The sequence below is a fragment of the Pseudomonas sp. NFPP02 genome (assembly GCF_900119355.1).
GTDB classification, from domain to species: domain Bacteria; phylum Pseudomonadota; class Gammaproteobacteria; order Pseudomonadales; family Pseudomonadaceae; genus Aquipseudomonas; species Aquipseudomonas paracarnis.
Genome location: NZ_FPJI01000003.1, coordinates 4,070 through 28,602, shown reverse-complemented (window position 1 = coordinate 28,602; position 24,533 = coordinate 4,070). Strand labels below are relative to the sequence as shown.

The window sequence follows — 24,533 nt, the reverse complement described above, 5'->3', positions numbered from 1 at the left end:
TTTTACCATGTCCCGCGCACCTTGTTTACCCTGAGGCTGTCAGCTCCGGGCCGCCTTGGCATCCACAGAGAGGGGTAACCGCCAGAGTCCGGTGGAACCCTTCAGCCGGGCACTTGTCCCCGCTTCCCATGTCACCCCCCAGCCCACAGATACCTTAATTTTCCAAGCCTGCCGGAAGCCACTCCAGGCCCTCGGCTGCGCCCGCTATTTTTTCCTGGGCGCCCGGCACTGCCGATCCAAGCGGCAAAACTGAATACGGACATTCTCGTCAACCGTGAATTATCAGGCAGGTTACCCATGCAGTTCAGCGACTTACTGGCAGCGATCTCCACCCATGCGATCCGTCTGCAGACCGAAGGGGGCGACCTGATCGTCCTGGGCGATGACGAAGCGTTGGACGACGCGCTCTGGGATCAATTGATCGCGCACAAACCCCAACTGTTGCAGTTGGTCGCCGAACATGGCGGTGACTGGCTGAGCCCGGCCTACCGCATCACACCGGACATGCTGGCCCTGGTCAACCTCGACCAGCCGGCCATCGACCGCATCGTCGCGGCGGTCCCAGGCGGCGCGGCGAATGTGCAGGATATCTACCCCCTGGCGCCGCTCCAGGAAGGCATGCTTTATCACCATCTTTCGGCGCAGAAGGGTGACCCTTACGTGCTGCACGCGCAGTTCGTGTTCGACAGCCGCGCACGCCTTGAGGCCTTTGCCGAAGCGTTGCAATGGGTCATCGACCGTCACGACATCCTGCGTACCTCGATGGTCTGGGAGCGCCTGGACGAGCCGCTGCAAGTGGTGTGGCGCAAGGCTGTGCTGGCCTGCGAAGAGGTGCCTCTGGACGGTGCTGACCGCCTCGCTCAATTGCTCGCTCGCTATGATGCCCGCGCTTATCGCATGGACCTGGGCCAGGCGCCGCTGCTGCGCCTGGTATTCGCTGACGACCCGGCCAACCAGCGGGTGGTGGCGATGCTGCTGTTCCACCACACCATCCTTGATCACACGGCCCTGGATGGCGTTCGGCATGAAATCCAGCTGTACCTGGCCGGGCAGCAAGCCCAGGCCCGTGCACCGATAGCGTTTCGCAGCTATATCGCCCAGGTGCGCCATGGCGTCAGCGAGCAGGCCCATGAGGCGTTCTTCCGCGACATGCTGGCGGATATCGATGAACCGACGCTGCCGTTCGGTCTGCAAGATGTGCAGGGCGGCGGCCAGGGGATCGACGAAGTGCGCATTCCCGTCGACAGCGCTCTGAGTCGCCGCCTGCGCAGCATGGCGCGCCCGCTGGGGGTGAGTGTGGCGAGCCTGATGCACCTGGCTTTGGCGCGAGTGCTGGGTGCAGTCTCCGGTCAGGAGGCGGTGGTATTTGGCACTGTGATGCTCGGGCGCATGGGCGCAGGTGAGGGCGGTGAGCGGGCCTTGGGCATGTTCATCAACACCTTGCCACTGCGGGTGGATGTGGGTGAGCAGGGCGTGCGCGCTGCGGTCAAGATCACCCATGAGCGCCTCACGCGCTTGCTCGATCACGAACATGCGTCCCTGGCGCTGGCACAACGGTGCAGCGGCGTGGCGGCGCCTACGCCGCTGTTCAGCGCGATACTCAACTACCGTCACAGCGCCGCCACCGACATGGCGGCGGTGATCGAAGTCGCCGACGGCATCCGGGTGCTGGGCGCCGAGGAGCGCACCAATTACCCGCTGACGCTGAACGTCGATGACCTGGGTGAAGACTTCGCCCTGACCGTGATGGTCGATGCGTCCATTGGCGCGCAGCGGGTTGCGGGTTATCTGCATACGGCCTTGGAAAGCCTGGCCGAAGCCCTTGAACAACGACCGGATATGCCGCTCTGCGGCCTGAACATCCTGACTGACGCTGAACGCCACCATTTGCTGCACACTTTGAATCATTGCTCCACGCATTACGCCGACACCCAACTGATCCACCAGCAAGTCGAAACCCACGCCGCTGCCCGGCCCGATGCCATTGCGTTGCGCTTCGAGCACCACGTCCTGACCTACCGCCAACTCAACGAACGCGCCAACCAGGTCGCCCACGCGCTCCTGGCCCACGGCGTGTGCCCCGACGCGCGCGTGGCGATTTGCGTGGAGCGTGGCCCGCAGATGATCATCGGCCTGCTTGGCATTCTCAAGGCCGGTGCGGGCTATGTGCCCATCGACCCGGCCTATCCCCAGGAACGCATCGCCTACACCCTGGCCGACAGCCAGCCGGTGGTGGTGCTGGTGCAGGCAAACACGGCGCAGCGGGCCGGCGCACTGGCCCGGATCGACCTGGACCACCTGGGCCCGTTGCCCATCACCAACCCTGGGCTGCACCTGAGCCCGGCCAACCTGGCCTACGTCATCTACACCTCCGGCTCCACTGGCCAGCCCAAGGGCGTGATGATCGAGCATCGCCAGGTCGCACGCCTGTTCAGCGCCACCCACCACTGGTTCGGGTTCAACCCGCACGATGTGTGGGCGCTGTTCCATTCCTTCGCGTTCGACTTTTCCGTGTGGGAAATCTGGGGCGCGCTGATGCACGGCGGCCAGATGCTGATCGTGCCGCAACTGGTCAGCCGCTCGCCGGATGAGTGCTACGCGCTGTTGTGCGACGCCCGGGTGAGCATCCTCAACCAGACGCCGAGCGCGTTCCGTCAGTTGATCGCGGCCCAGGGCAACAGTGCCCAGTCCCATTCCTTGCGCCAAGTGATTTTCGGCGGCGAAGCCCTGGAACCGGGCATGCTCAAGCCGTGGTACGCACGGGCAGTGAATGCCGGTACGCAACTGGTGAACATGTACGGCATCACTGAAACCACCGTGCATGTGACCTACCGTGCGCTGGAAGCGGCCGACGCGCACTTGGTCGGCGTGAGCCCGATTGGCGTGCGTATTCCCGATTTGCAGTTGTATGTGCTGGATGAGTGCCATGAGCCTTTGCCCCTGGGTGTGGTGGGCGAGTTGTACGTGGGCGGTGCCGGGGTGGCGCGTGGTTACCTCAACCGCCAGGCGCTGAATGCCGAACGCTTCCTTGCCGACCCGGCCACCGGCTTGCGCATGTACAAGACCGGCGACCTCGGCCGCCTGCTGGCCGACGGCAGTGTCGAGTACCTGGGGCGTAACGATGACCAGGTCAAGATCCGTGGTTTCCGTATCGAACTGGGTGAAATCCAGGCGCACCTGGCCACTGCCAGCGGCGTGCGCGATGCGGTGGTGATCGCCCGTGAAGATCAGCCGGGCGACAAACGCCTGGTGGCCTATGTGATCAGCGATGGCGAACTCAACGTGGCCGCCCTGCGTGACCATCTACTGCTGAGCCTGGCCGAACACATGGTGCCCAGCGCCTTCGTGCGCCTGGATACGCTGCCGTTGACCACCAACGGCAAACTCGACCGCAAGGCCTTGCCCGCACCCGATGCCGACGCCGTGGCCCGGCGCCAGTATGCGGCGCCCCAGGGGGCGGTGGAAACCACCCTCGCCATGCTCTGGCAAGACCTGCTCAACGTCGACCGTGTCGGTCGTGAGGACAATTTCTTCGAACTCGGCGGCCATTCGCTGCTGGCGGTCAAACTGATCGAGCGCATGCGCCAGGTCGACCTCAGCGCCGATGTGCGCGTGCTGTTCGGCCAACCGACCTTGGCGGCGCTCGCTGCGGCGGTGGGCGGCCAGCAGACCGTGCAGGTGCCGGCCAACCTTATTCAAGCAGACACGCAGGCCATCACCCCGGGCATGCTGCCCCTGGTCGAGCTGGATCAGGCCGCTATCGACCATATCCTTGAGGCCGTGCCCGGTGGCGTTGCCAACGTGCAGGACATTTATGGCCTGGCGCCGTTGCAGGCCGGCATTCTCTACCACCACCTGGCGACCACCGAGGGCGACCCCTACGTGTTGCAGGTGCAGTTGCGGTTTCACGACCAGGGCGCCGTCGACGGGTTTGTCAACGCGCTGCACACGGTGATCGAGCGCAACGATATTCTGCGCACCGCCATCCTCTGGGAGGGCCTGGAAGAGCCGGTGCAAGTGGTGTTACGCCAGGCACCCTTGGTGATCGAACGCCTGGATGCGCTGGGCAGTGATGCACTGGAGCATCTGCAACAGCGTTTCGACCCACGCCACTATCGCCTGGACCTGTCACGCGCCTCGCTGATGCGCCTGGCGTATGCGCAGGACAGCCACGGCTTGGTCGGCATTTTGCTGTTGCACCATATCCTCCTCGACCACACGGCCCTGCACGTGCTGGTCAAAGAGATGAGTGCCAGCCTGCATGGCCACAGCGCGCAACTGCCTGACGCGGTGCAGTATCGCAACTACGTGGCCCAGGCCCGCCTCGGTGTCACCCAGGCCCAGCATGAAGCCTTCTTCAGCCAGATGCTTGGCGACATCGACGAGCCGACCCTGGCCTTCGGTTTGCAGGACGTGAATGGTGACGGCAGCGGCATCCATGAAGCGCGCCTGCCGCTGGAGCCTGCGCTCAACCTGGGCTTGCGCGAACAGGCGCGGCAACTGGGCGTGAGCACCGCGAGCCTGGTACACCTGGCCTGGGCCCAGGTGCTGGGCCAGGTGTCTGGCCAGCAGGAGGTGGTATTCGGCACCGTGTTGCTGGGCCGTATGCAGGGCGGTGAGGGCGCGGACCGGGCGCTGGGGATGTTTATCAATACCTTGCCGCTGCGGGTCAGCGTTGGCAGCGTCGGCGTGCAGGCCGGCGTGCGCGCCACCCATGCGCGCCTGGCGCAACTGCTCGGGCACGAACATGCCTCGTTGTCCCTGGCCCAGCGTTGCAGTGGCGTGCCGGGCTCGCTGCCGCTGTTCAGCACCTTGCTCAACTACCGGCACAGCGCAGCCGATGAAGCGCCGGGGGACAACCCCTTTGCCGCTTCCGGTATCGAGATTCTCAGCTCCGAAGAACGTAGCAACTATCCGCTGGTGCTCAACGTTGATGACCTGGGGAGTGGCTTTGCGCTGACGGTGCAAGGCGTCGCGCACCTGGATGTGCAACGCGTGGGTGAGTACATGCTCACCGCGTTGCGCCATGTGGTGAGCGCGCTGCAACATGCGCCGACCACGCCGCTGCAGGCGGTGTCGATCCTGCCGCCTTCCGAGCGTCATCAAGTGCTGGTAGGTTTCAACGCCACCGCCCGGCAATACCCCTCGCAACTTACTGTCTCGCAACTGTTTGAAGCCCAGGCGCTGGCCCGCCCTGAAGCGTCGGCGGCGGTGCAGGGCGAGCTGTCACTGAGCTACCGTGACCTCAATCGCCGTGCCAACCGCCTGGCCCATCATCTGATCAGCCAGGGGGTGCAGCCGGGCGAAAGCGTGGCGATTGCCTTGCCGCGTTGCCTGGATCTGCTGGTCTGCCAACTGGCGATCCTCAAGTGCGCTGCGGTGTATGTGCCGCTGGACGTCAACGCGCCTGTCGAACGCCAGGCTTTCATCGTCAAAGACAGCGGCGCACGCCATGTGCTGGACGACCTGGCGCAGTTGGATCTGGACACGCAGTCGCCCGCTAATCCCGACCTGGCCCAATCCGCGCAGAGCGTTGCCTACATCCTCTACACCTCCGGCTCCACCGGGACGCCCAAGGGCGTGCAAGTGCCCCACCTCGCCATCTCGCGGCTGGTGCTGAACAACGGTTTTGCCGAATTCAATGCCCACGACCGGGTGGCCTTTGCTTCTAACCCGGCATTTGACGCCAGCACCCTCGAAGTGTGGGCACCGTTGCTCAATGGCGGTTGTGTGGTGGTGGTCGAGCAGGTGCAGTTGTTATCCCAAGCCGCGTTCGCCGAGCTGTTGCGGGAACAGACGGTCAACGTGTTATGGATGACCGCCGGGCTATTTCATCAGTACGCCGATGCGTTGATGCCGGTGTTCCGCCAATTGCGCTACCTGATCGTCGGCGGCGACGTGCTTGACCCTCAGGTGATTGGCCGGGTACTCAAGCTCGGCAAACCCCAGCATCTGCTGAATGGGTATGGCCCGACCGAAGCCACCACGTTCTCCACCACGTTTGAGATCACTACCCTTGGCGAGGGCGCTATTCCGATTGGTCGACCGATTGCCAACGCTCAGGCCTATGTACTGGACGCGCGCCAGCAACCGCTGCCCGTGGGTGTGACCGGCGAGCTCTATATCGGCGGTGCGGGCGTTGCGAAAGGCTACTTGAATCTGCCTCAGATGAGCGCGGAAAAATTTGTCCCGAACCCATTCGGCGATGGCCAACTCTACCGCAGCGGTGATCTGGCCTGCTGGCGAGCCGACGGCAATTTGATGTATCTGGGGCGCAATGACCTGCAGGTGAAGATTCGTGGCTTTCGTATCGAACCCGGTGAAATCGAAGCGTGCCTGTGTGCCTGTGCCGGGATCAGGGACGTTGTGGTATCGGTTCGCGAAGACGAGCCTGGCCACAAACGGTTAGTGGCCTATTACACCGCCGACGCAACGTTGGATATCGCAACCCTGCGAGCTCATGTGCAAGGCCGGTTGCCCGATTACATGGTGCCTTCGGCTTATGTGTGGCTGGCGCAGTTGCCGCTTACCGCCAACGGCAAGCTCGACCGCAAGGCATTGCCGGCACCCGACCAGGCCGCCTTGATCAGCCGTGGCTACGAAGCCCCACAAGGCGAGGTGGAAAGCCTGCTGGCGCAGATCTGGCAGGACGTGCTCAAGCTTGAACGCGTGGGGCGCCATGATCACTTCTTCGAATTGGGCGGGCATTCGTTGCTGGCGGTCAGCCTGATCGAACGCATGCGCCAGGTGGGCCTGAGCGCCGATGTGCGCGTGTTGTTCAGCCAGCCAAGCCTGGCCGCGCTGGCGGCAGCCGTGGGCAGCGGCAGAGAAATCGTGGTGCCCGCCAATGGCATCCCCACCGGCTGCATACAGATCACACCGTCGATGCTGAGCCTGGTGCAACTCACCCCGCAGGCCATCGCGCGGATTGTCGCCAGCGTGCCGGGTGGTGCAGCGAATATCCAGGATATCTACCCGCTGGCGCCGCTACAGGAAGGCATTCTCTACCACCACATCAGCGCCGAGCAGGGCGACCCGTACCTGCTGCAATCGCGCATGGCCTTTGACACTGCCGAGCGCCTGCACGGTTTTATGGGCGCGCTGCAACAGGTGGTGGCGCGCCACGACATTCTGCGTACCGCTGTGGTGTGGGAAGGGCTCGAAAGCCCGGTGCAAGTGGTGTGGCGCACCGCCCAGTTGGGGGTGCACGAGGTGATGCTCGACCCGGCACACGGCGACGTGATGGCGCAACTGCATGAGCGTTTCGATGCGCGTCACTACCGCCTGGACATTACCCAGGCGCCCTTGCTGCGCATGGTCTATGCCCAGGACCCGGCGCACAACCGGGTCGCGGCGATCCTGCTGTTCCATCACCTGGCGCTGGACCACACCGCCATGGAAGTGGTCGGCCAGGAAATGCGTGCCTTTATGTTCAACCAGGCCCAGGATTTGCCCGCCGCCGCGCCGTTTCGCAACTATGTGGCCCAGGCGCGACTGGGCGTCAGTGTGGCGCAGCATGAGCAGTTTTTCCGCGACATGCTCGCCGAGGTCGACGAGCCCACCTTGCCGTTTGGCCTGCAGGATGTGCAGGGCGATGGTCGTGCAATCGAAGAAGCCGAGGTGCACCTGGAAGCGGGCCTGGCCCAGCGCGTACGCCAGCAGGCGCGCCAACTGGGGGTCAGCGCCGCCAGCCTGATGCACCTGGCCTGGGCCCAGGTGTTGGGCCTGGTCTCGGGCCGCGACGAGGTGGTATTCGGCACGGTGCTGATGGGCCGTATGCAAGCCGGCGAGGGCGCAGACCGTGCGCTGGGGATGTTTATCAACACCTTGCCGCTGCGGGTCGATATTGCAGCCGGCGCAGCGCAGGCGGTCAAAGCCACCCATGCACGCTTGAGCGCCTTGCTCGGGCATGAGCATGCGTCACTGGCCCTGGCCCAGCGTTGCAGCGGTGTGCCGACCAGCACGCCGTTGTTCAGCGCCTTGCTCAATTACCGCCACAGCAACCCAGGCGAAATGGCCCGCGACGGCCACGGCATCTGGGAAGGCGTGCAACTGCTGGGCGGTGAAGAACGCAGCAACTATCCGCTGACCCTGAGCGTGGATGACCTGGGCGCAGGCTTTGGCCTGAGCGTGCTGGCCGTGCCGCAAATCGGCGCGCAGCGCCTGTGCGACTACATGCTCAGCGCCGTGGAGCAACTGGTTGCCACCCTTGAGACGGCGCCCCACCGCGCGCTGCGCCAGTTACCGATTCTGCCCGCCGCAGAGCGCGACACGGTGCTGCGCGAGTTCAACGCCACTGCCCACGACTTCCCCCGTGGCCAGACGGTCCACGGTGCGTTTGAGGTGCAGGCCGAGCGCCAGCCCCATCGCATTGCCGTGCAGCAAGGCAGCGAGGCGCTGACGTATCAGCAGCTCAATCAACGGGCCAACCAGTTGGCTCATCACTTGCTGGAACTCGGCGTGCAAGCCGATGACCGCGTGGCATTGTGTTGCCGTCGCGGCCCGCAGATGCTGGTGGGGCTGTTGGGCATTCTCAAGGCTGGCGCGGGCTATGTGCCGATCGACCCGGCGTACCCCGCCGAGCGTATCGCCTACTTGTTGCAAGACAGCGCGCCCGTGGCGGTGCTGGCCGAGACCAGCACGCGGGAGCTGCTGGGGCCCGTCGCCGTGGTCGATCTGCAGGACCCCGGTTGGCAGCGCCACGCCGTCAGCAATCCGCAACTGCCCGCCCTGACGCCCGCGCACCTGGCGTATGTGATCTACACCTCCGGCTCCACCGGCCTGCCCAAGGGCGTGATGGTGGAACACCGCACCGTGGAGAACCTGGTGCATTGGCACTGTGAGGCCTTTGGTCTGACAGCGGTGAGCCACACCAGCAGCGTGGCCGGCATGGGGTTTGATGCCATGGCCTGGGAAGTCTGGCCGGCCCTGTGCGTCGGCGCGACCCTGCACCTGCCACCCGCCGACATCGGCAACGAAAACATCGATGAACTGCTGGCCTGGTGGCTGGCACAGCCGTTGGACGTGAGTTTCCTGCCCACCCCGGTGGCCGAGTACGCGTTCAGCCTGCCCCAGCAGCACCCCACCTTGCGCATCCTGCTGATCGGCGGTGACCGCCTGCGTCAGTTCACCCAGGAGCGGCGCTTTGCGGTGGTCAACAACTACGGCCCCACCGAAGCCACGGTGGTTGCCACCTCCGGCCGCGTGCGGGCCGGGCAGGTGTTGCATATCGGCCGGCCCATCGCTAATGCCACCAGCTACGTGCTGGATGCGCACCTGCGTCCGGTACCGGTGGGTGTGGCCGGTGAACTTTATGTGGGCGGCAGCGGCGTGGCGCGGGGTTACCTGAACCGTCCCGAGCTGACGGCCGAGCGCTTCCTGCAAGACCCGTTCAACCCAGGGCAGATGTACCGCACCGGTGATCTGGTGCGTTGGCTGCCCGATGGCAACCTTGAGTACCTGGGCCGTAACGACGACCAGGTAAAACTGCGCGGCGTGCGGGTGGAACTGGGTGAAATCGAAAGCCGCCTGGCGGCACTGGACGGCATCCGCGAGGCCGTGGTGCTGGTGCGCGAAGGCCGCCTGTTGGCCTGGTTCACCGAACAGCGCCCGCTGCAGATCGAGACCTTGCGTGCGCACCTGCAGGCCCAACTTCCCGAGGCGCTGGTGCCGGTCGCCTACATGCGGGTTGATCAGTTGCCCCTGACCGCCAACGGCAAACTGGACCGCAAGGCATTGCCAGAGCCAGACCAGTGCGCCTTGCTCAGCCGTGAATACCAAGCCCCCCAGGGTGACGTCGAAACCACCCTGGCGCGGCTGTGGGCCGAGGTGTTGCAGGTGGAGCAAGTGGGTCGCCATGACCACTTCTTCGAACTGGGCGGCCATTCATTGCTGGCCGTCAGCCTCATCGAGCGCATGCGCCAAGCCGGCCTCAGCGCCGATGTGCGCGTGCTATTCAGCCAGCCAACCCTGGCCGCGCTGGCCGCCGCTGTCGGCAGTGGCCGCGAAGTGCAGGTGCCGGCCAATCGCATCAGTGCCGGTTGCCAGCGCATCACCCCGGACATGCTGGCCCTGGTGGACCTCGACCAGTCGGCGATCAACCAGGTGGTGGCCCAGGTGCCTGGCGGCGCTGCCAACGTGCAGGACATCTACCCGCTGGCGCCGTTGCAGGAAGGGATTTTCTATCACTACCTCACGGCGGCGCAGGGCGATCCTTACCTGCTGCAATCACACCTGGCGTTTGACGGTGTGGAGCGCCTGCAGGCCTTTATGCGCGCACTGCAACAGGTGATCGACCGCCACGACATCCTGCGCACCGGGGTGGTGTGGGAGGGCCTGGCGCAACCGCTGCAAGTGGTGTGGCGCCAGGCGCAGTTGTGCGTGCAGGAACTGCAACTGGAAGGTGACGTACTCGCCGGCCTGCACGAGCGGTTTGATGCGCGGCGGTATCGCCTGGAGATCAGCCAGGCGCCGCTGATCCGCCTGATGTACGCCCAGGACCCGGCCAACCAGCGCGTGGTGGCGGTGTTGCTCTATCATCATATCGTGTTGGACCACACCGCCTTCGACGTGGTGTTGCGCGAAATGCAGGGCCACCTGTTGGGCCACGCAGCGCCCACCGCCGCGCCAATGCCGTATCGCAACTATGTGGCCCAGGCCCGTTTGGGTGTCAGCGAACAGGAGCATGAGCAGTTCTTCCGCCAGATGCTGGGCGATGTCGACGAACCGACGTTGCCGTTCGGCTGGCAGGACGTGCGCGGCGACGGCAATGCCATCGACGAACACACCCTGCAACTGGACAGCCAGCTCAACCGCCGCCTGCGCAGCCAGGCACGGCTGCTGGGGGTCAGCGCTGCCAGCCTGTTCCATCTGGCCTGGGCGCAGGTGCTGGCCGCGGTATCGGCGCGCCATACGGTGGTGTTCGGCACGGTACTGGTGGGCCGTCTGCAAGGCGGCGAGGGAGCCGACCGCGCTCTGGGCGTGTTTATCAACACCTTGCCGCTGCGCCTGGATATCGACGACCAGGGCGCCCGCGCCGCCGTGCGGGCCACCCATGCGCGGCTGACCGAATTGCTCGGCCATGAACACGCCTCCCTGGCGTTGGCCCAGCGTTGCAGTGGCGTAGCGGCCCCGGCGCCCTTGTTCAGCTCGATGCTCAACTATCGCCATCGCGGCGCCGCCACCCGCTCGGCGGATGCGCAGTTGGCATGGGAAGGCATGCAGACCTTGGTCAATGACGGGCGCACCAATTACCCGCTGACCTTGAACGTGGATGACCTGGGCGACGGCTATGCATTCACCGCCCTGGCCCAGATGGATGCGCAACGGGTGTGCGGCTATATGCATAACGCGTTGAGCGGCCTGGTCGAGGCTCTTGAGCAGGCACCGCACCAGGCGCTGAACCGCCTGCCGGTGCTGGGGCTGCAAGAGCGGCAACAACTGCTGGTGCAGTTCAACGCCACCGAGGTGAACTACAACCTCGACCAGACCCTGCACGGGCTGTTTGAAGCCCAGGTTGTACGTACCCCGCAGGCAGTGGCGGTGAAGGCCGGCGAGCACACCTTGAGCTACCAGCAACTCAATGAACGCGCCAACCGCCTGGCCCATCACCTGCGTGACAGCGGTGTGCGCCCGGATGCACGGGTGGGCATCTGCGTCGAGCGCGGCCTGGACATGGTCGTCGGTTTGTTCGCCATCCTCAAGGCCGGCGGTGCCTATGTGCCGCTGGACCCGGCGTACCCGCCAGAGCGCATCGCCTACATGCTGCACGACAGCGCGCCGGTGGTGGTGCTGGCCCAAAGCGCCACCCGCAGCCTGCTGGGGGACGTGGCGGTAGTCGACCTCGACCACAGCACCTGGCAACACCAACCCGCCATCAACCCGCAAGTACCGGACCTCATTGCCCAACACGCGGCTTATGTGATCTACACCTCCGGTTCCACCGGCCAACCCAAGGGCGTGATCAACGAACATGCGGGGGTGGTCAACCGCTTGTTGTGGATGCAGGACGCCTATAGCCTCAAGGCTCACGATGCGGTGTTGCAGAAAACCCCGTTCAGCTTCGACGTGTCGGTGTGGGAGTTCTTCTGGCCGCTGTTCACCGGCGCGCGTCTGGTGATGGCGCGCCCTGAAGGGCACAAGGACCCGGCGTACCTGTGCGAGGTGATCGCGGCGGAGCAGATCACGACCCTGCACTTTGTGCCGTCGATGCTCGATGTATTCCTGGCCCACGGCGATGTCAGCCAGGCGGCGGGGTTGGTGCGGGTGATGTGCAGCGGCGAGGCCTTGCCGGGCAGCCTGGTGCGGCGTTTCAAGCAGCAGTTGCCGGGGATTGGTTTGTACAACCTGTATGGCCCCACTGAGGCGGCAGTGGACGTGACGGCCTGGAACTGCGCACGGCCCGAGGTGCCGGACAACACCCCGATCGGCAAGCCGATTGCCAACACCCGCCTGTATGTACTCGATGGGCAGTTACAGCCGGTGCCGCTGGGCGTGGTCGGTGAGCTGTTCATCGCCGGCGTGCAAGTGGCGCGGGGTTACCTGAACCGTCCTGAGCTGACCGCCGAGCGCTTCCTCGACGACCCGTTCACCCCCGGGCGCATGTACCGCACCGGTGACCTGGGCCGCTACTTGCCCGACGGCACGCTCGAGTACCTGGGGCGCAACGACGATCAGGTGAAGATCCGTGGCCTGCGCATCGAACTGGGGGAAATCCAGGCGCGCTTGATCGAGCATCCGGCGGTCAAGGACGCCGTGGTCGTCGCCCGTGACCAGCGCCTGGTCGCGTATTACACCGGCGCGCCCACCGATATCGAAAGCCTGCGCGCCCAACTGTTGCAGCACCTGCCTGACTTTATGGTGCCGGCGCTGTTCATGCACCTGGACGCCTTGCCCCTGAGCCCCAACGGCAAGCTCGACCGCAAGGCCCTGCCTGCACCCGGTATGGACGCCTTGCAGGTACGTGAGTACGCGGCGCCCGAAGGCGACACCGAGATCCTCCTGGCCCAGCTCTGGGCCGAGCTGCTCAAGGTGGAACGGGTAGGGCGCCACGACAACTTCTTTGAACTGGGCGGGCACTCGCTGCTGGCCGTGAGCTTGATCGGGCGCCTGCGCCAGGAAGGCATGGAAGCCGATGTGCGGGGCTTGTTCGAACAACCGACCCTGGCCGGCTACGCCGCAATGACCGAACGAATGGAGATCGTCCTGTGAACATCCTCGAGCTGCTGGCAACCCTGAAAACCAAGGATGTGCAACTGGCGCTCAAGGGCGAGCAGTTGTCGGTGAACGGCAACAAGCAAGCCTTGAGCGACCCGTCGATCTTGGCCGCCTTGCGTGAACACAAGCCGGCGCTGATCGAGCTGATCAAGGCCGGTGAATACACCGCGACCAAGGCCGGTGAGGTGCAGGTGCCGGCCAATGGCATCCCGGCCAATGCCGAGCGCATCACCCCCGACATGCTGACCCTGTCGACCCTGAGCCAGGACGAGATCGAGCGTATTGTCGCCACGGTGCAGGGCGGCGTGGCGAATATTCAGGACATCTACCCGTTGGCGCCGTTGCAGGAAGGCATCCTGTTCCACCATGTCAGTGCCGAGCAGGGTGACCCCTATGTGATGCAGTCGCAGTTCGCCTTTGACAACCTTGCGCGTTTCGATGCGTTTGCCCAGGCGCTGCAACGGGTGATGGACCGTCACGACATCCTGCGTACCGGGGTGGTCTGGGATGGCCTGACGCAACCCTCGCAAGTGGTGTGGCGCCAGGCACGCCTGCCGGTGCAAGCCTTGATGCTGGACCCGGCCGATGGCGATATCGCCGCGCAACTGCATGACCTGTTTGATGCCCGCCACTATCGCCTCGACGTCACCCAGGCGCCGTTGCTGCGCCTGGTGCGCGCTGAAGACCCGGCCAACCAGCGCATCGTCGCCACCCTGTTGTTCCATCACATGGCGCTCGACCACAGCGCCCTGGACGTGGTGTGCCACGAAATGCAGGCGTGCCTGTTGGGCCAAGGCGCGGCCCTGGGCCAGGCCGTACCGTTTCGCAACTATGTGGCGCAGGCGCGGTTGGGGATCAGTGAGCAGGAGCACGAACGTTTCTTCCGGCAGATGCTCGGCGATATCAGCGAGCCCACCTTGCCGTTCGGTTTGCAGGACGTGCAAGGTGATGCGCGAGGTATCGCTGAAGTCAGCCTGCCATTGGCGCCGGCACTGGCCCAGCGCTTGCGCGGGCAGGCGCGCCAACTGGGCGTGAGCGCCGCCAGCCTGTTTCACCTGGGTTGGGCCCAGGTGCTGGGGGTGTTGGCCGGCAAAGCCCAGGTGGTGTTCGGCACCGTATTGATGGGGCGCATGCAGGGCAGCCATGACACCGACCGCGCCCTGGGCATTTTCATCAATACCTTGCCGTTTCGCGTGGACGTAGACGCCCAGGACGTACGCACCGCAGTCAAGGCCACCCACGCACGCCTGACTACCTTGCTGCGCCATGAGCACGCGGCGTTGGCCCTGGCCCAGCGTTGCAGTGGCGTGCTCGCGCCGACGCCGCTGTTCAGCGCGCTGCTCAACTATCGCCACAGCGCGCCCGCCGCCAGCGCCGAGGCGGTGTCGGCCTGGCACGGTATCACCGCACTGCGCGCCGAGGAGCGCACCAACTACCCGCTGACCCTAAGCGTGGACGACCTGGGTGAGGGCTTCGGCCTGAGTTTGCTGGCCAGCACCCTGGTTGACCCTCAGCGCGTCTGCGCCTACCTGCACACCGCGCTGGAAAACCTGGTGAGCGCACTGGAGCAGGCCCCCCATACCGCGCTTGATCAACTCTCGGTGGTGCCCGTTGCCGAACAGCGCTTGCTGCTGGAACAGTTCAACACCACCCAGACCGTTTTCCCCCAAGGCACCACCCTGCATGGCCGCGTCGAAGCCCAGGCCGCGCTCACGCCGCACGCCATTGCCGCTGTGCATCAGGGCCGGCAACTGACTTACGCCGAATTGAACCAGCAAGCCAACCTGCTGGCGCATCATCTGCTGGCGCTGGGGGTCAAGCCCGACGACCGCGTGGCGATTTTTGCGCGGCGCGGCCTCGACACCCTGGCCGGGTTGCTGGCGATTCTCAAGGCCGGCGCCGGTTATGTGCCGGTGGACCCGTCCCACCCGGCCGAGCGCCTCCACTATTTGCTCAGCGACAGCGCGCCGGTGGCGGTACTCACCCAGCATGCGTTGCTGACGCGCCTGCCGGTGCTGGAAGTGCCGGTGATCAACCTGGACCAATTCACCTGGCAGCACCATTCGGCGAGCAACCCCACAATCGCCGTCGGCCCGACGAATCTCGCCTATGTGATCTACACCTCCGGCTCCACTGGCTTGCCCAAGGGGGTGATGGTGGAACACCACAGCGTCGCCAACCTGGTGGACTGGCATTGCAGCGCCTTCGACCTGCGCGCCGGGCGGCATACCGCCAGTGTTGCCGGTTTCGGCTTTGACGCGATGGCCTGGGAAGTGTGGCCGGCGCTGTGTGTGGGCGCCACCTTGCACCTGCCACCGGCCCATGAGGGCGGCGAAGATATCGACGCACTGCTGGCCTGGTGGTGCGCGCAGCCACTGGATGTGAGCTTTCTGCCGACGCCGGTGGCGGAATACGCCTTCAGTCAGAACATCGAGCACCCGACCTTGCGCACCTTGCTGGTCGGTGGCGACCGCCTGCGCCAGTTCGGGCGGGCGCAGCGCTTTGAGCTGATCAACAACTACGGGCCCACCGAAGCCACGGTGGTGGCCACTTCCGGCAAGGTCGAGGCGGGCCAGCCGTTGCATATCGGCAAGCCCATGGCCAATGCCAAGGTCTACGTGCTCGACCAACACCTGCGCCCAGTCCCGCTGGGAGTGGCGGGGGAGTTGTACGTGGGCGGCAAGGGCGTGGCACGCGGTTACCTCAACCGCCCGGAACTGACTGCCGAGCGCTTTGTGCGCGACCCGTTCAACGAAGGACGCATGTACCGCACCGGCGACCTGGTGCGCTGGCTGCCGGACGGCACACTCGATTACCTGGGGCGCAACGATGACCAGGTGAAAATCCGTGGCGTGCGCATCGAACTGGGCGAAATCGAAACCCAGCTCAACCAGTTGCCCGGGATTCTGGAAGCGGTGGCGGTGGTGCGTGAAGAACGGCTGGTAGCCTACTTCACCGAAAACCCTCAGTTGGACCCGCTGACGGTGGCCCAGATTCGCGTCCACCTGGTGGCGCATCTGCCGGACTACATGGTGCCCGTCGCGTTCATGAAGCTCGACGCACTGCCACTGACCGCCAATGGCAAGCTTGACCGCAAGGCCCTGCCGGCGCCGGACATGGCCGCCGTCTTTACCCGCGAGTACGCCGCGCCCCTGGGCGAAATCGAAACCGTGCTGGCGCAGATCTGGGCCGAGGTGTTGCAGATGCAGCGCGTGGGGCGCTATGACCATTTCTTTGAGCTGGGTGGGCATTCGCTACTGGCCATGCGCATGGTGTCCCAGGTGCGCCAGCGGCTGGGCGTCGAGTTGGCGCTGGGCGACCTGTTTGCCAACGCCGAACTGGCGGCGGTCGCCGAGGTACTGGCCCAGGCCGGTCGCAGCACCTTGCCGGATATCTTGCCGGCCAACCGTGACGAGGACGTGCCGCTGTCCTTCGCCCAGCAACGCCTGTGGTTCCTGGCCTTGATGGAAGGGGCCAACACCGCCTACAACATTCCCATCGGTTTGCGGTTGCGCGGGCAGTTGCATGTGCAAGCGTTGCAACGGGCCCTGGCGCGCATTGTGGCGCGGCATGAAACCCTGCGCAGCCGCTTCGCCCAGCAGGGTGACCAGGCCCAGGTGCTGGTCGTGCCGGCCGAAGAGGTATTGCCGCTGCAAGTGCAGGACCTGCGTCGCCATCCGCAGCCGCAACAGGCCCTGGACGCGCTGATCCACGGCGAAGCTTCGGCACCGTTCGACCTTGAGCGCGGCCCGTTGCTGCGCGGGCGCCTGGTGATGATGGCCGATGATCACCATGTGCTGTTGCTGACCCTGCACCATATCGTCTCTGACGGCTGGTCCATGGGTGTGCTGACCCGCGAGCTGATGGCGCTGTACCAGGCTTTCAGCCACGGCCACGCCGACCCGCTGCCGCCCTTGCCGATCCAGTACGCCGACTTTGCCGTGTGGCAACGCCTGTGGCTGAGCGGCGAGGTGCTGCAGCGCCAAAGCAGCTACTGGCAACAGGCGTTGGCCGGTGCGCCGGCATTGCTGACCTTGCCCACCGACCGCCCGCGCCCGGCGCAGCAGGACTACGCTGGCAGCAGCGTTGAAGTGCGCCTGGATGAACGCCTCACCGCCGGGCTCAAGGCCTTGAGCCAACGCCATGGCACCACCTTGTACATGACCTTGATGAGCGCTTGGGCTTCACTGTTGGCGCGCTTGTCCGGGCAGCCCGAGTTGGTGATCGGCACGCCGGTGGCCAACCGCATGCGCACCGAAGTCGAAGGGCTGATTGGCCTGTTCGTCAACACCCTGGCGCTGCGTATCGACACCTCGGGCGAGCTGAGCACCGAGGCGTTGATGGCGCGGGTCAAGGCGCTGACGCTGCAAGCCCAGGCCCATCAGGACTTGCCCTTCGAGCAGGTGGTGGAAATCACCCGGCCGCCGCGCAGCCTGGCCCACAGCCCGCTGTTTCAGACCCTGCTGAGCTGGCAGGACAGCAGCGCGCCGACCCTGGCCCTGGGCGACCTGGCCCTGGAGAGCATTGTCGAGAACAGCCATTTCGCCAAGTTCGACCTGTCGTTGAACCTGGGGGAAGTGCAGGGCAGCATCCTCGGTGCGCTGGAATATGCCGTGGCCCTGTTTGACGAATCGACGATGCAGCGTTACGTCGGCTATTTCATCCGCGTGTTGCAAGCCATGGTCGATAACGACCAGGCGGTGCTGGCGCAGGTGCCGCTGGTGGATGCGCGCGAGCGTCGGCAACTGCTGGTGGATTTCAACGCCACCGCCGTTGAGTACAACCTCGACCAGACCCTGCACGGCCTGTTTGAAGCCCAGGTACTGCGTACACCCCAGGCCATTGCCCTGAAGGCGGGCGCGCAGCAACTGAGCTATGCCGAACTGAACGCGCGCGCCAACCAACTGGCCCATCACCTGCAAGCCCTGGGTGTGCAGCCCCAGGCGCGGGTGGCGATCTGCGTGGAGCGTGGCCTGGACATGGTCATCGGCCTGTACGCGATCCTCAAGGCCGGCGCCGCCTATGTGCCGCTGGACCCGGCCTACCCGTTGGATCGCATCGCCTACATGCTCCACGACAGCGCGCCGACGGTAGTGCTGGGCCAGTCCACCACCCTCGCGTTACTGGGCGACGTTCCAGTATTAAACCTGGATTCGCCCACCTGGCAGCACCAGCCCACCCATAACCCCCAGGCGGCCAGCGTGGCGGCCTACGTGATCTACACCTCCGGTTCCACCGGCCAGCCCAAGGGCGTGATCAACGAACACCCTGGGGTGGTCAACCGCCTGCTGTGGATGCAAGACGAATACGCGTTGACCACCAGCGATACGGTCTTGCAGAAAACCCCGTTCAGCTTCGACGTGTCGGTGTGGGAGTTCTTCTGGCCGCTGTTCACTGGCGCACGCCTGGTCATGGCGCGCCCTGGCGGGCATAAAGACCCTGACTACCTGTGCCAGGTGATCGAGGCCGAGGGGGTCACGACGCTGCATTTTGTGCCGTCGATGCTCGACGTGTTCCTGGCCCATGGCGATGTCAGCCAGGCCGCCGGGCTGGTGCGGGTGATGTGCAGTGGCGAAGCCCTGCCGGGCAGCCTGGTACGGCGCTTCAAACAGCAATTGCCGGGGGTTGGCTTGTACAACCTGTATGGCCCCACCGAAGCGGCGGTGGATGTCACCGCGTGGGACTGCGCAGGCGCTGTGGTGCCGAATAACACCCCCATCGGCAAGCCGATTGCCAATACGCGCCTGTATGTACTGGACGAGCAGATGCAGCCGGTGCCGTTGGGGGTGGTCGGTGAATTGTTCATCGCCGGCGTGCAGGTGGCGCGGGGTTACCTCAACCGTCCTGAGCTGACCGCCGAACGCTTCCTCGACGACCCGTTTACCCCGGGGCGCATGTACCGTACCGGTGACGTGGGTCGCTACTTGCCCGACGGCACTCTCGAGTACCTGGGGCGCAATGATGACCAGGTGAAGATTCGTGGCTTGCGCATCGAACTGGGGGAAATCCAGGCGCGCCTGACCGAGCATCCAGCGGTGCAGGAGGCTGCCGTGATTGCCCGCGAGCAGCGCCTGATCGCCTATTACACCGGCGTGCCGAGCGACGTCGAAAGCCTGCGCGCCCACCTGCTGCAACACCTGCCGGAATTCATGCTGCCGACGAGCTTTATGCACCTCCAGGCGCTGCCGTTGAGCCCCAACGGCAAGCTCGACCGCAAGGCGCTGCCGGCGCCGGGCCTGGACGCGTTGAGCATGCGCGACTATGAAGCGCCCGTGGGTGATACGGAAATCACCCTGGCCGCACTGTGGGCCGAATTGCTCAACGTGGAGCGCGTGGGCCGGCATGACAATTTCTTTGAATTGGGTGGCCACTCATTGCTGGCAGTCAGTCTGATCGGGCGCATGCGCCGCCTGGGCTTGTCGGCGGATGTGAAAGTGCTGTTCGGCCAACCGACCTTGTCCGCCCTGGCTGCGGCCTTGGGCGGTGGGCGTGAAGTGACGGTGCCGGCCAATCGCATTGCGCCCGATTGCACCCGGATTACGCCGGACATGCTTGCGCTGATCACCCTGGACCCCGCTGCCATCGAGCGCATCGTTGCCAGCATCCCCGGCGGCGCGGCGAATGTGCAGGATATTTACCCGCTGGCACCCTTGCAGGCCGGCATCCTGTATCAGCATCGCGCCGTGCAAGGTGACGACGCCTATGTGCTGAAGGCGCAGTTTGCCTTCGACAGCCGCCTGCGCCTGGACGCCTTTGCCCATGCCTTGCAGGCGGTGATCCAGCGCCATGACATCCTGCGTTCATCCTTCCACTGGGACGGGCTGGAGGAGCCGGTGCAGGTGGTATGGCGCACCGCCTCATTACGTGTTGAAAACGGCTCGGTGCCGCCACGCCTGGACCTCGCCCAGGCACCCTTGATGCGCCTGGTGTATGCCGAGGAGTCGCAGCGGGTGGTGGCGACGTTGCTGTTCCACCATCTGGTGATGGACCACATCGCGTTGGACATCCTGCAACACGAAATGCAGGCCTTCCTGTTGGGCACGCAAGACACCTTGGCCGCACCCGTGCCGTACCGCAACTACGTGACCCAGACTCGTCTGGGCGCTGAGGACCACGAGCCGTTTTTCCGCGAGATGCTCGCTGAGGTCGACGAACCCACCGACGTACCGCACCTGGGTGCCGATGAGCATGCGCATATGAACCTCGACCTCGGGTTGAGTCGGCGCCTGCGCACTCAGGCGCGACAAGCCGGCGTCAGCGCCGCCAGCCTCATGCACCTGGCCTGGGCCCATGTGCTGGGCAGGGTCTGCGCCCGTGAACAGGTGGTGTTCGGCACGGTGATGCTCGGTCGCCTGCAAGGCGGCGAAGGTGCCGAGCGCGCCATGGGGGTGTTTATCAACACCTTGCCGCTGCGAGTCGACCTGGGTGAACACTCGGTACTGACCGCGCTGCGTGCCACCCATGGGCGCCTGACCCAACTGCTCAGCCATGAACACGCGCCCTTGGCGCTGGCCCAGCGTTGCAGCGGCGTACCCATGGCCACGCCGTTGTTCAGCGTGCTGTTCAACTACCGCCACAGTGCGCCCCAGGCCGGGGGCGTGGCCGACGCGTGGCAGGGGATCGAGGTGATCAAGACCGAGGAACACACCCACTACGGCGTGTCGATGAGCGTGGATGACCTGGGTGAAGGTTTCAGCCTCACGGCCATGGGGCAGGGGGCCCGACGCTTGGGCGACTACCTGCATAACGCCTTGGCGCAGATGGTGCAGGCACTGGAAGAGCGCAGCGACATCGCCCTCCGTGGTTTGCCGATGCTGCCCCTGGCTGAACGCCAGCAACTGCTTGAGGACTTTAACGCTACGGCTCGTGTGTTCCCCCGTGAACACAGCGTGCAGCAGGTGTTCGAAGCCCAGGCGCAGGCGCGCCCCGACGCGGTGGCGGTGCTGCACGGCGAACAACGGATAAGCTATGGCGAACTCAACCGCCGCGCCAACCGCCTGGCCCATCACCTACTCGGCCTGGGTGTGCGCCCCGGCGATAACGTGGCGATCCTGCTGCCACGCTCGGTGGCGTTGCTGGTCAGCCAACTGGCGATTCTCAAATGCGCAGCCGCCTATGTACCGTTGGACATCAGCGCGCCGGCCGAACGTCAGGGCTTCATGCTGCAAGACAGCGGCGCGGCCTGGCTATTGACCGGCAGCGACTGCAGCGTGGAGAGCGCGACGCAGCGCCTGGACCTGGACACCCTGGCCCTTGACTCGCACCCCGACCACAACCCGGGCCTGCTGCAGTCCTCGCAGAGCGTGGCGTACATCATGTACACCTCCGGCTCCACCGGCATGCCCAAAGGCGTATTGGTGCCTCACCGTGGCATCACGCGGCTGGTGCTCAACAACGGCTACGCCGATTTCAATCCCAATGACCGCGTGGCCTTCGCTTCGAACCCGGCCTTCGATGCCAGCACCATGGACGTCTGGGGGCCGTTGCTCAACGGCGGTCAGGTGCAGGTGATTGACCACGCCACCTTGCTCGACCCGCTGGCGTTCGGCGCGGCACTCAAGGGCGCGACGGTGCTGTTCGTTACCACGGCGCTGTTCAACCAGTATGTGCAACTGATTCCCCAGGCCCTGGCCGGCTTGCGTATTTTGCTGTGCGGCGGCGAGCGTGCCGACCCGGCGGCGTTCCGCAACCTGCTGGGGCTGGCTCCGGGGCTGCGCCTGGTGCATTGCTACGGGCCGACCGAGACCACCACCTACGCCACCACTTTTGAAGTGCGCGCCATTGCCACTCAAGCCGACAGCGTGCCGGTAGGGCGACCCATTTCCAACACGCAGGTCTACGTGCTGGATGCGCAGTTGCACCTGCTGCCCCTGGGGGCGACCGGCGAAATCTGCATCGGCGGCGACGGTGTCGCCCAGGGCTACCTGAACCGCCCTGAGTTGACGGCGGAAAAGTTCGTGCAAAACCCGTTCAACCCAGGCGCCTTGCTGTACCGCACCGGCGACCTCGGACGCTGGACCGCAGACGGCCTGCTGGAGTGCATCGGGCGCAATGACGATCAAGTGAAGATCCGCGGCTTTCGCATTGAGCTGGGTGAGATCGAAGCACGCTTGGCGACATTCTCCGGAATCCGCGAGGGGGTGGTGCTGGCCCGCGAAGACGTGCCGGGGGACAAACGCCTGGTGGCCTATTTCACCTGGGCGGGCGAGCCGGTCGGCATCGAGCCGGTGCGTGCTTATCTGCAGGCGCATTTGCCGGCCTACATGGTGCCGTCGGCCTTTGTGATCCTTGAGCAACTGCCGTTGACGGCCAATGGCAAGGTCGATCGCAAAGCCTTGCCGGTACCGACGTGGGACGCTTCGGCCAGCGGCACATTTGAAGCACCGGTCGATGCACTGGAGCAGACCTTGGCCCAGCTGTGGGCCGAGGTATTGAAGCTTGAGCAGGTGGGGCGCCATGACAGTTTCTTCGAACTGGGCGGGCATTCCTTGTTGGCGATTCGCCTGGTCCATCGGCTGGACGAGGCCGGGTTGCCGGTGTCGCTGGCCGAGCTGTTCGAGCATGCCAGCGTGGCCTCGGTCGCGGCGCTGCTGCGCCTGCGCGGTGACGATGTGCTGCCTGAGGCGGCGGTGATCACAGTGCGTAGCCGCGGGGCGCAGGCACCGTTATTCCTGGTGCATGAGTTCAGTGGCATGGACGTGTACTTCCCGGCGCTGGGCCAGCACCTGCCTGGCGATTACCCGATTTATGGCCTGCCGGGCATGGCCCTGGGCGAGGCGCATCTGGACAGCATGGAAGGCCTGGCCGCGCGCATGGTCGGGCTGATTCGCCAGATCCAGCCCCACGGTCCTTACCGGCTGGCGGGGTGGTCCTTTGGGGGTGTGCTGGCCTATGAAGTTGCCATGCAGTTGCTGGGGCAGGATGAGGCCGTGGCGTTTCTGGGCTTGATCGACAGCTACGTGCCGCGCATGACCGACCAGGGCAAGTCACGCTGGAGCGGGCCGGATGCCCTCAAGCGGCATTTGTTGTTGCAGTGCACGGCCTATTGGAAGGCACAGGGAGGTGTGGATGAGCTGGCGAACCTGGAACAACTGGAGGCAGGCCTTGGACAGCTGGACTTTGCGGCTCTGCTGCAACGCTGTCGCGATCAAGGTTTGCTATACGCGCAAATGGCAGCGGCGACGGACGCCGACCTGCTGAGCTTTTTGCAACGGGAAGTCGGGCATGGGCATGCCCTGGCCCACTACAGCCTGTTCCCGCTGCCGATTCCGGTGCACCTGTTCAGCGCCGAGCAGCGGCCCACCGAACTGTCGCGGCGCAGTGCCGCGCTGGGTTGGGACACCGCCCTGGCGCCTGGGCAACTGCGCCAGGTGCAGGTGCCGGGGGATCACCAGAGCATGATGCAGGCGCCGCATATCCAGAGCCTTGGCCAGGCCATGAGCCGAGCGCTGGCGGCGAGTACTCCGGTGAGTTGCGCGGCGCACTCATCCTTGCTGCGTATCCAGAGCGGGCGCGCCGGTTATGCGCCGGTGTTCTGCGTGCCAGGCGCGGGAGACAGCGTCACCGGCTTTGTGGGTTTGAGCGAAGCGCTGGGGCGCGACTGGCCGCTGTATGGCTTGCAGCCGCGGGGGCTGGATGGCGAGGCGGTGCCCCATAGCCAGGTGGAAGCGGCGGCCCAGTGTTACCTGGCGGCGCTGGAACAGGAGTGCCCCGAAGGGCCAGTGCATCTGGTGGGGCATTCGTTCGGCGGCTGGGTGGCACTGGAAATGGCGCTGCGCTTGCAGGCAATGGGGCGTGAGGTGGGGTCGTTGACGGTGATCGACAGCGAGTCGCCGGAGCGTGCGGGCAAGGCATATACCTCGACGGCGGCGTTGTTGCGGTTGATCGAGGCGATGCAGTTGGCGGCTGGGAAGTCGCTGGGGATTGATCCTGTGGACTTTGCCGGGCGCGATGAGGTGGCGCAGCGACAAGCGTTGCATGGGGGGATGGTGAGTGTGGGGTTGTTGCCGGCGCGTGCGGCGCTGGAGGCAATGGATGGGCCGGCGCGCACTTACGCGGCGGCGTTGCGCACGGTGTATCAGCCGCAAGGGCGGTATGACGGGGTGGTGCGCCTGGTGTTGGCGCAGGACCCGGCGTTGGATTCGGCGGGGAACCAGCGTGAGCAGGGGTTGATGATCGAAGGCTGGCGAGGGCTGGGAGGTGGGTTGGAGGTTTGGTATGGCGGGGGGAATCACTTTACGTTGCTCAAGGCGCCGAATGTTTTGGGGTTGGCCAGGTGGTGGTTGGAAGTTGTTGGGGTTGGGGAGGTGGTGTCTTGA

General features: G+C 65.2%; 2 protein-coding genes. Both read left to right on the top strand.

The genetic code is table 11. The features are described 5' to 3' along the window. The first annotated feature begins 297 nt into the window (after positions 1-297). On the top strand, positions 298-13,209 hold the full coding sequence (locus BT204_RS06165) for a non-ribosomal peptide synthetase (protein WP_072445991.1): 12,912 nt from the start codon (positions 298-300) through the stop codon (positions 13,207-13,209). Continuing rightward, positions 13,206-24,533 (top strand): non-ribosomal peptide synthetase, encoded by an 11,328-nt coding sequence (locus tag BT204_RS06160; RefSeq protein ID WP_072445989.1) that lies wholly within the window; start codon positions 13,206-13,208, stop codon positions 24,531-24,533. The genes BT204_RS06165 and BT204_RS06160 overlap by 4 nt, the downstream gene beginning before the upstream one ends.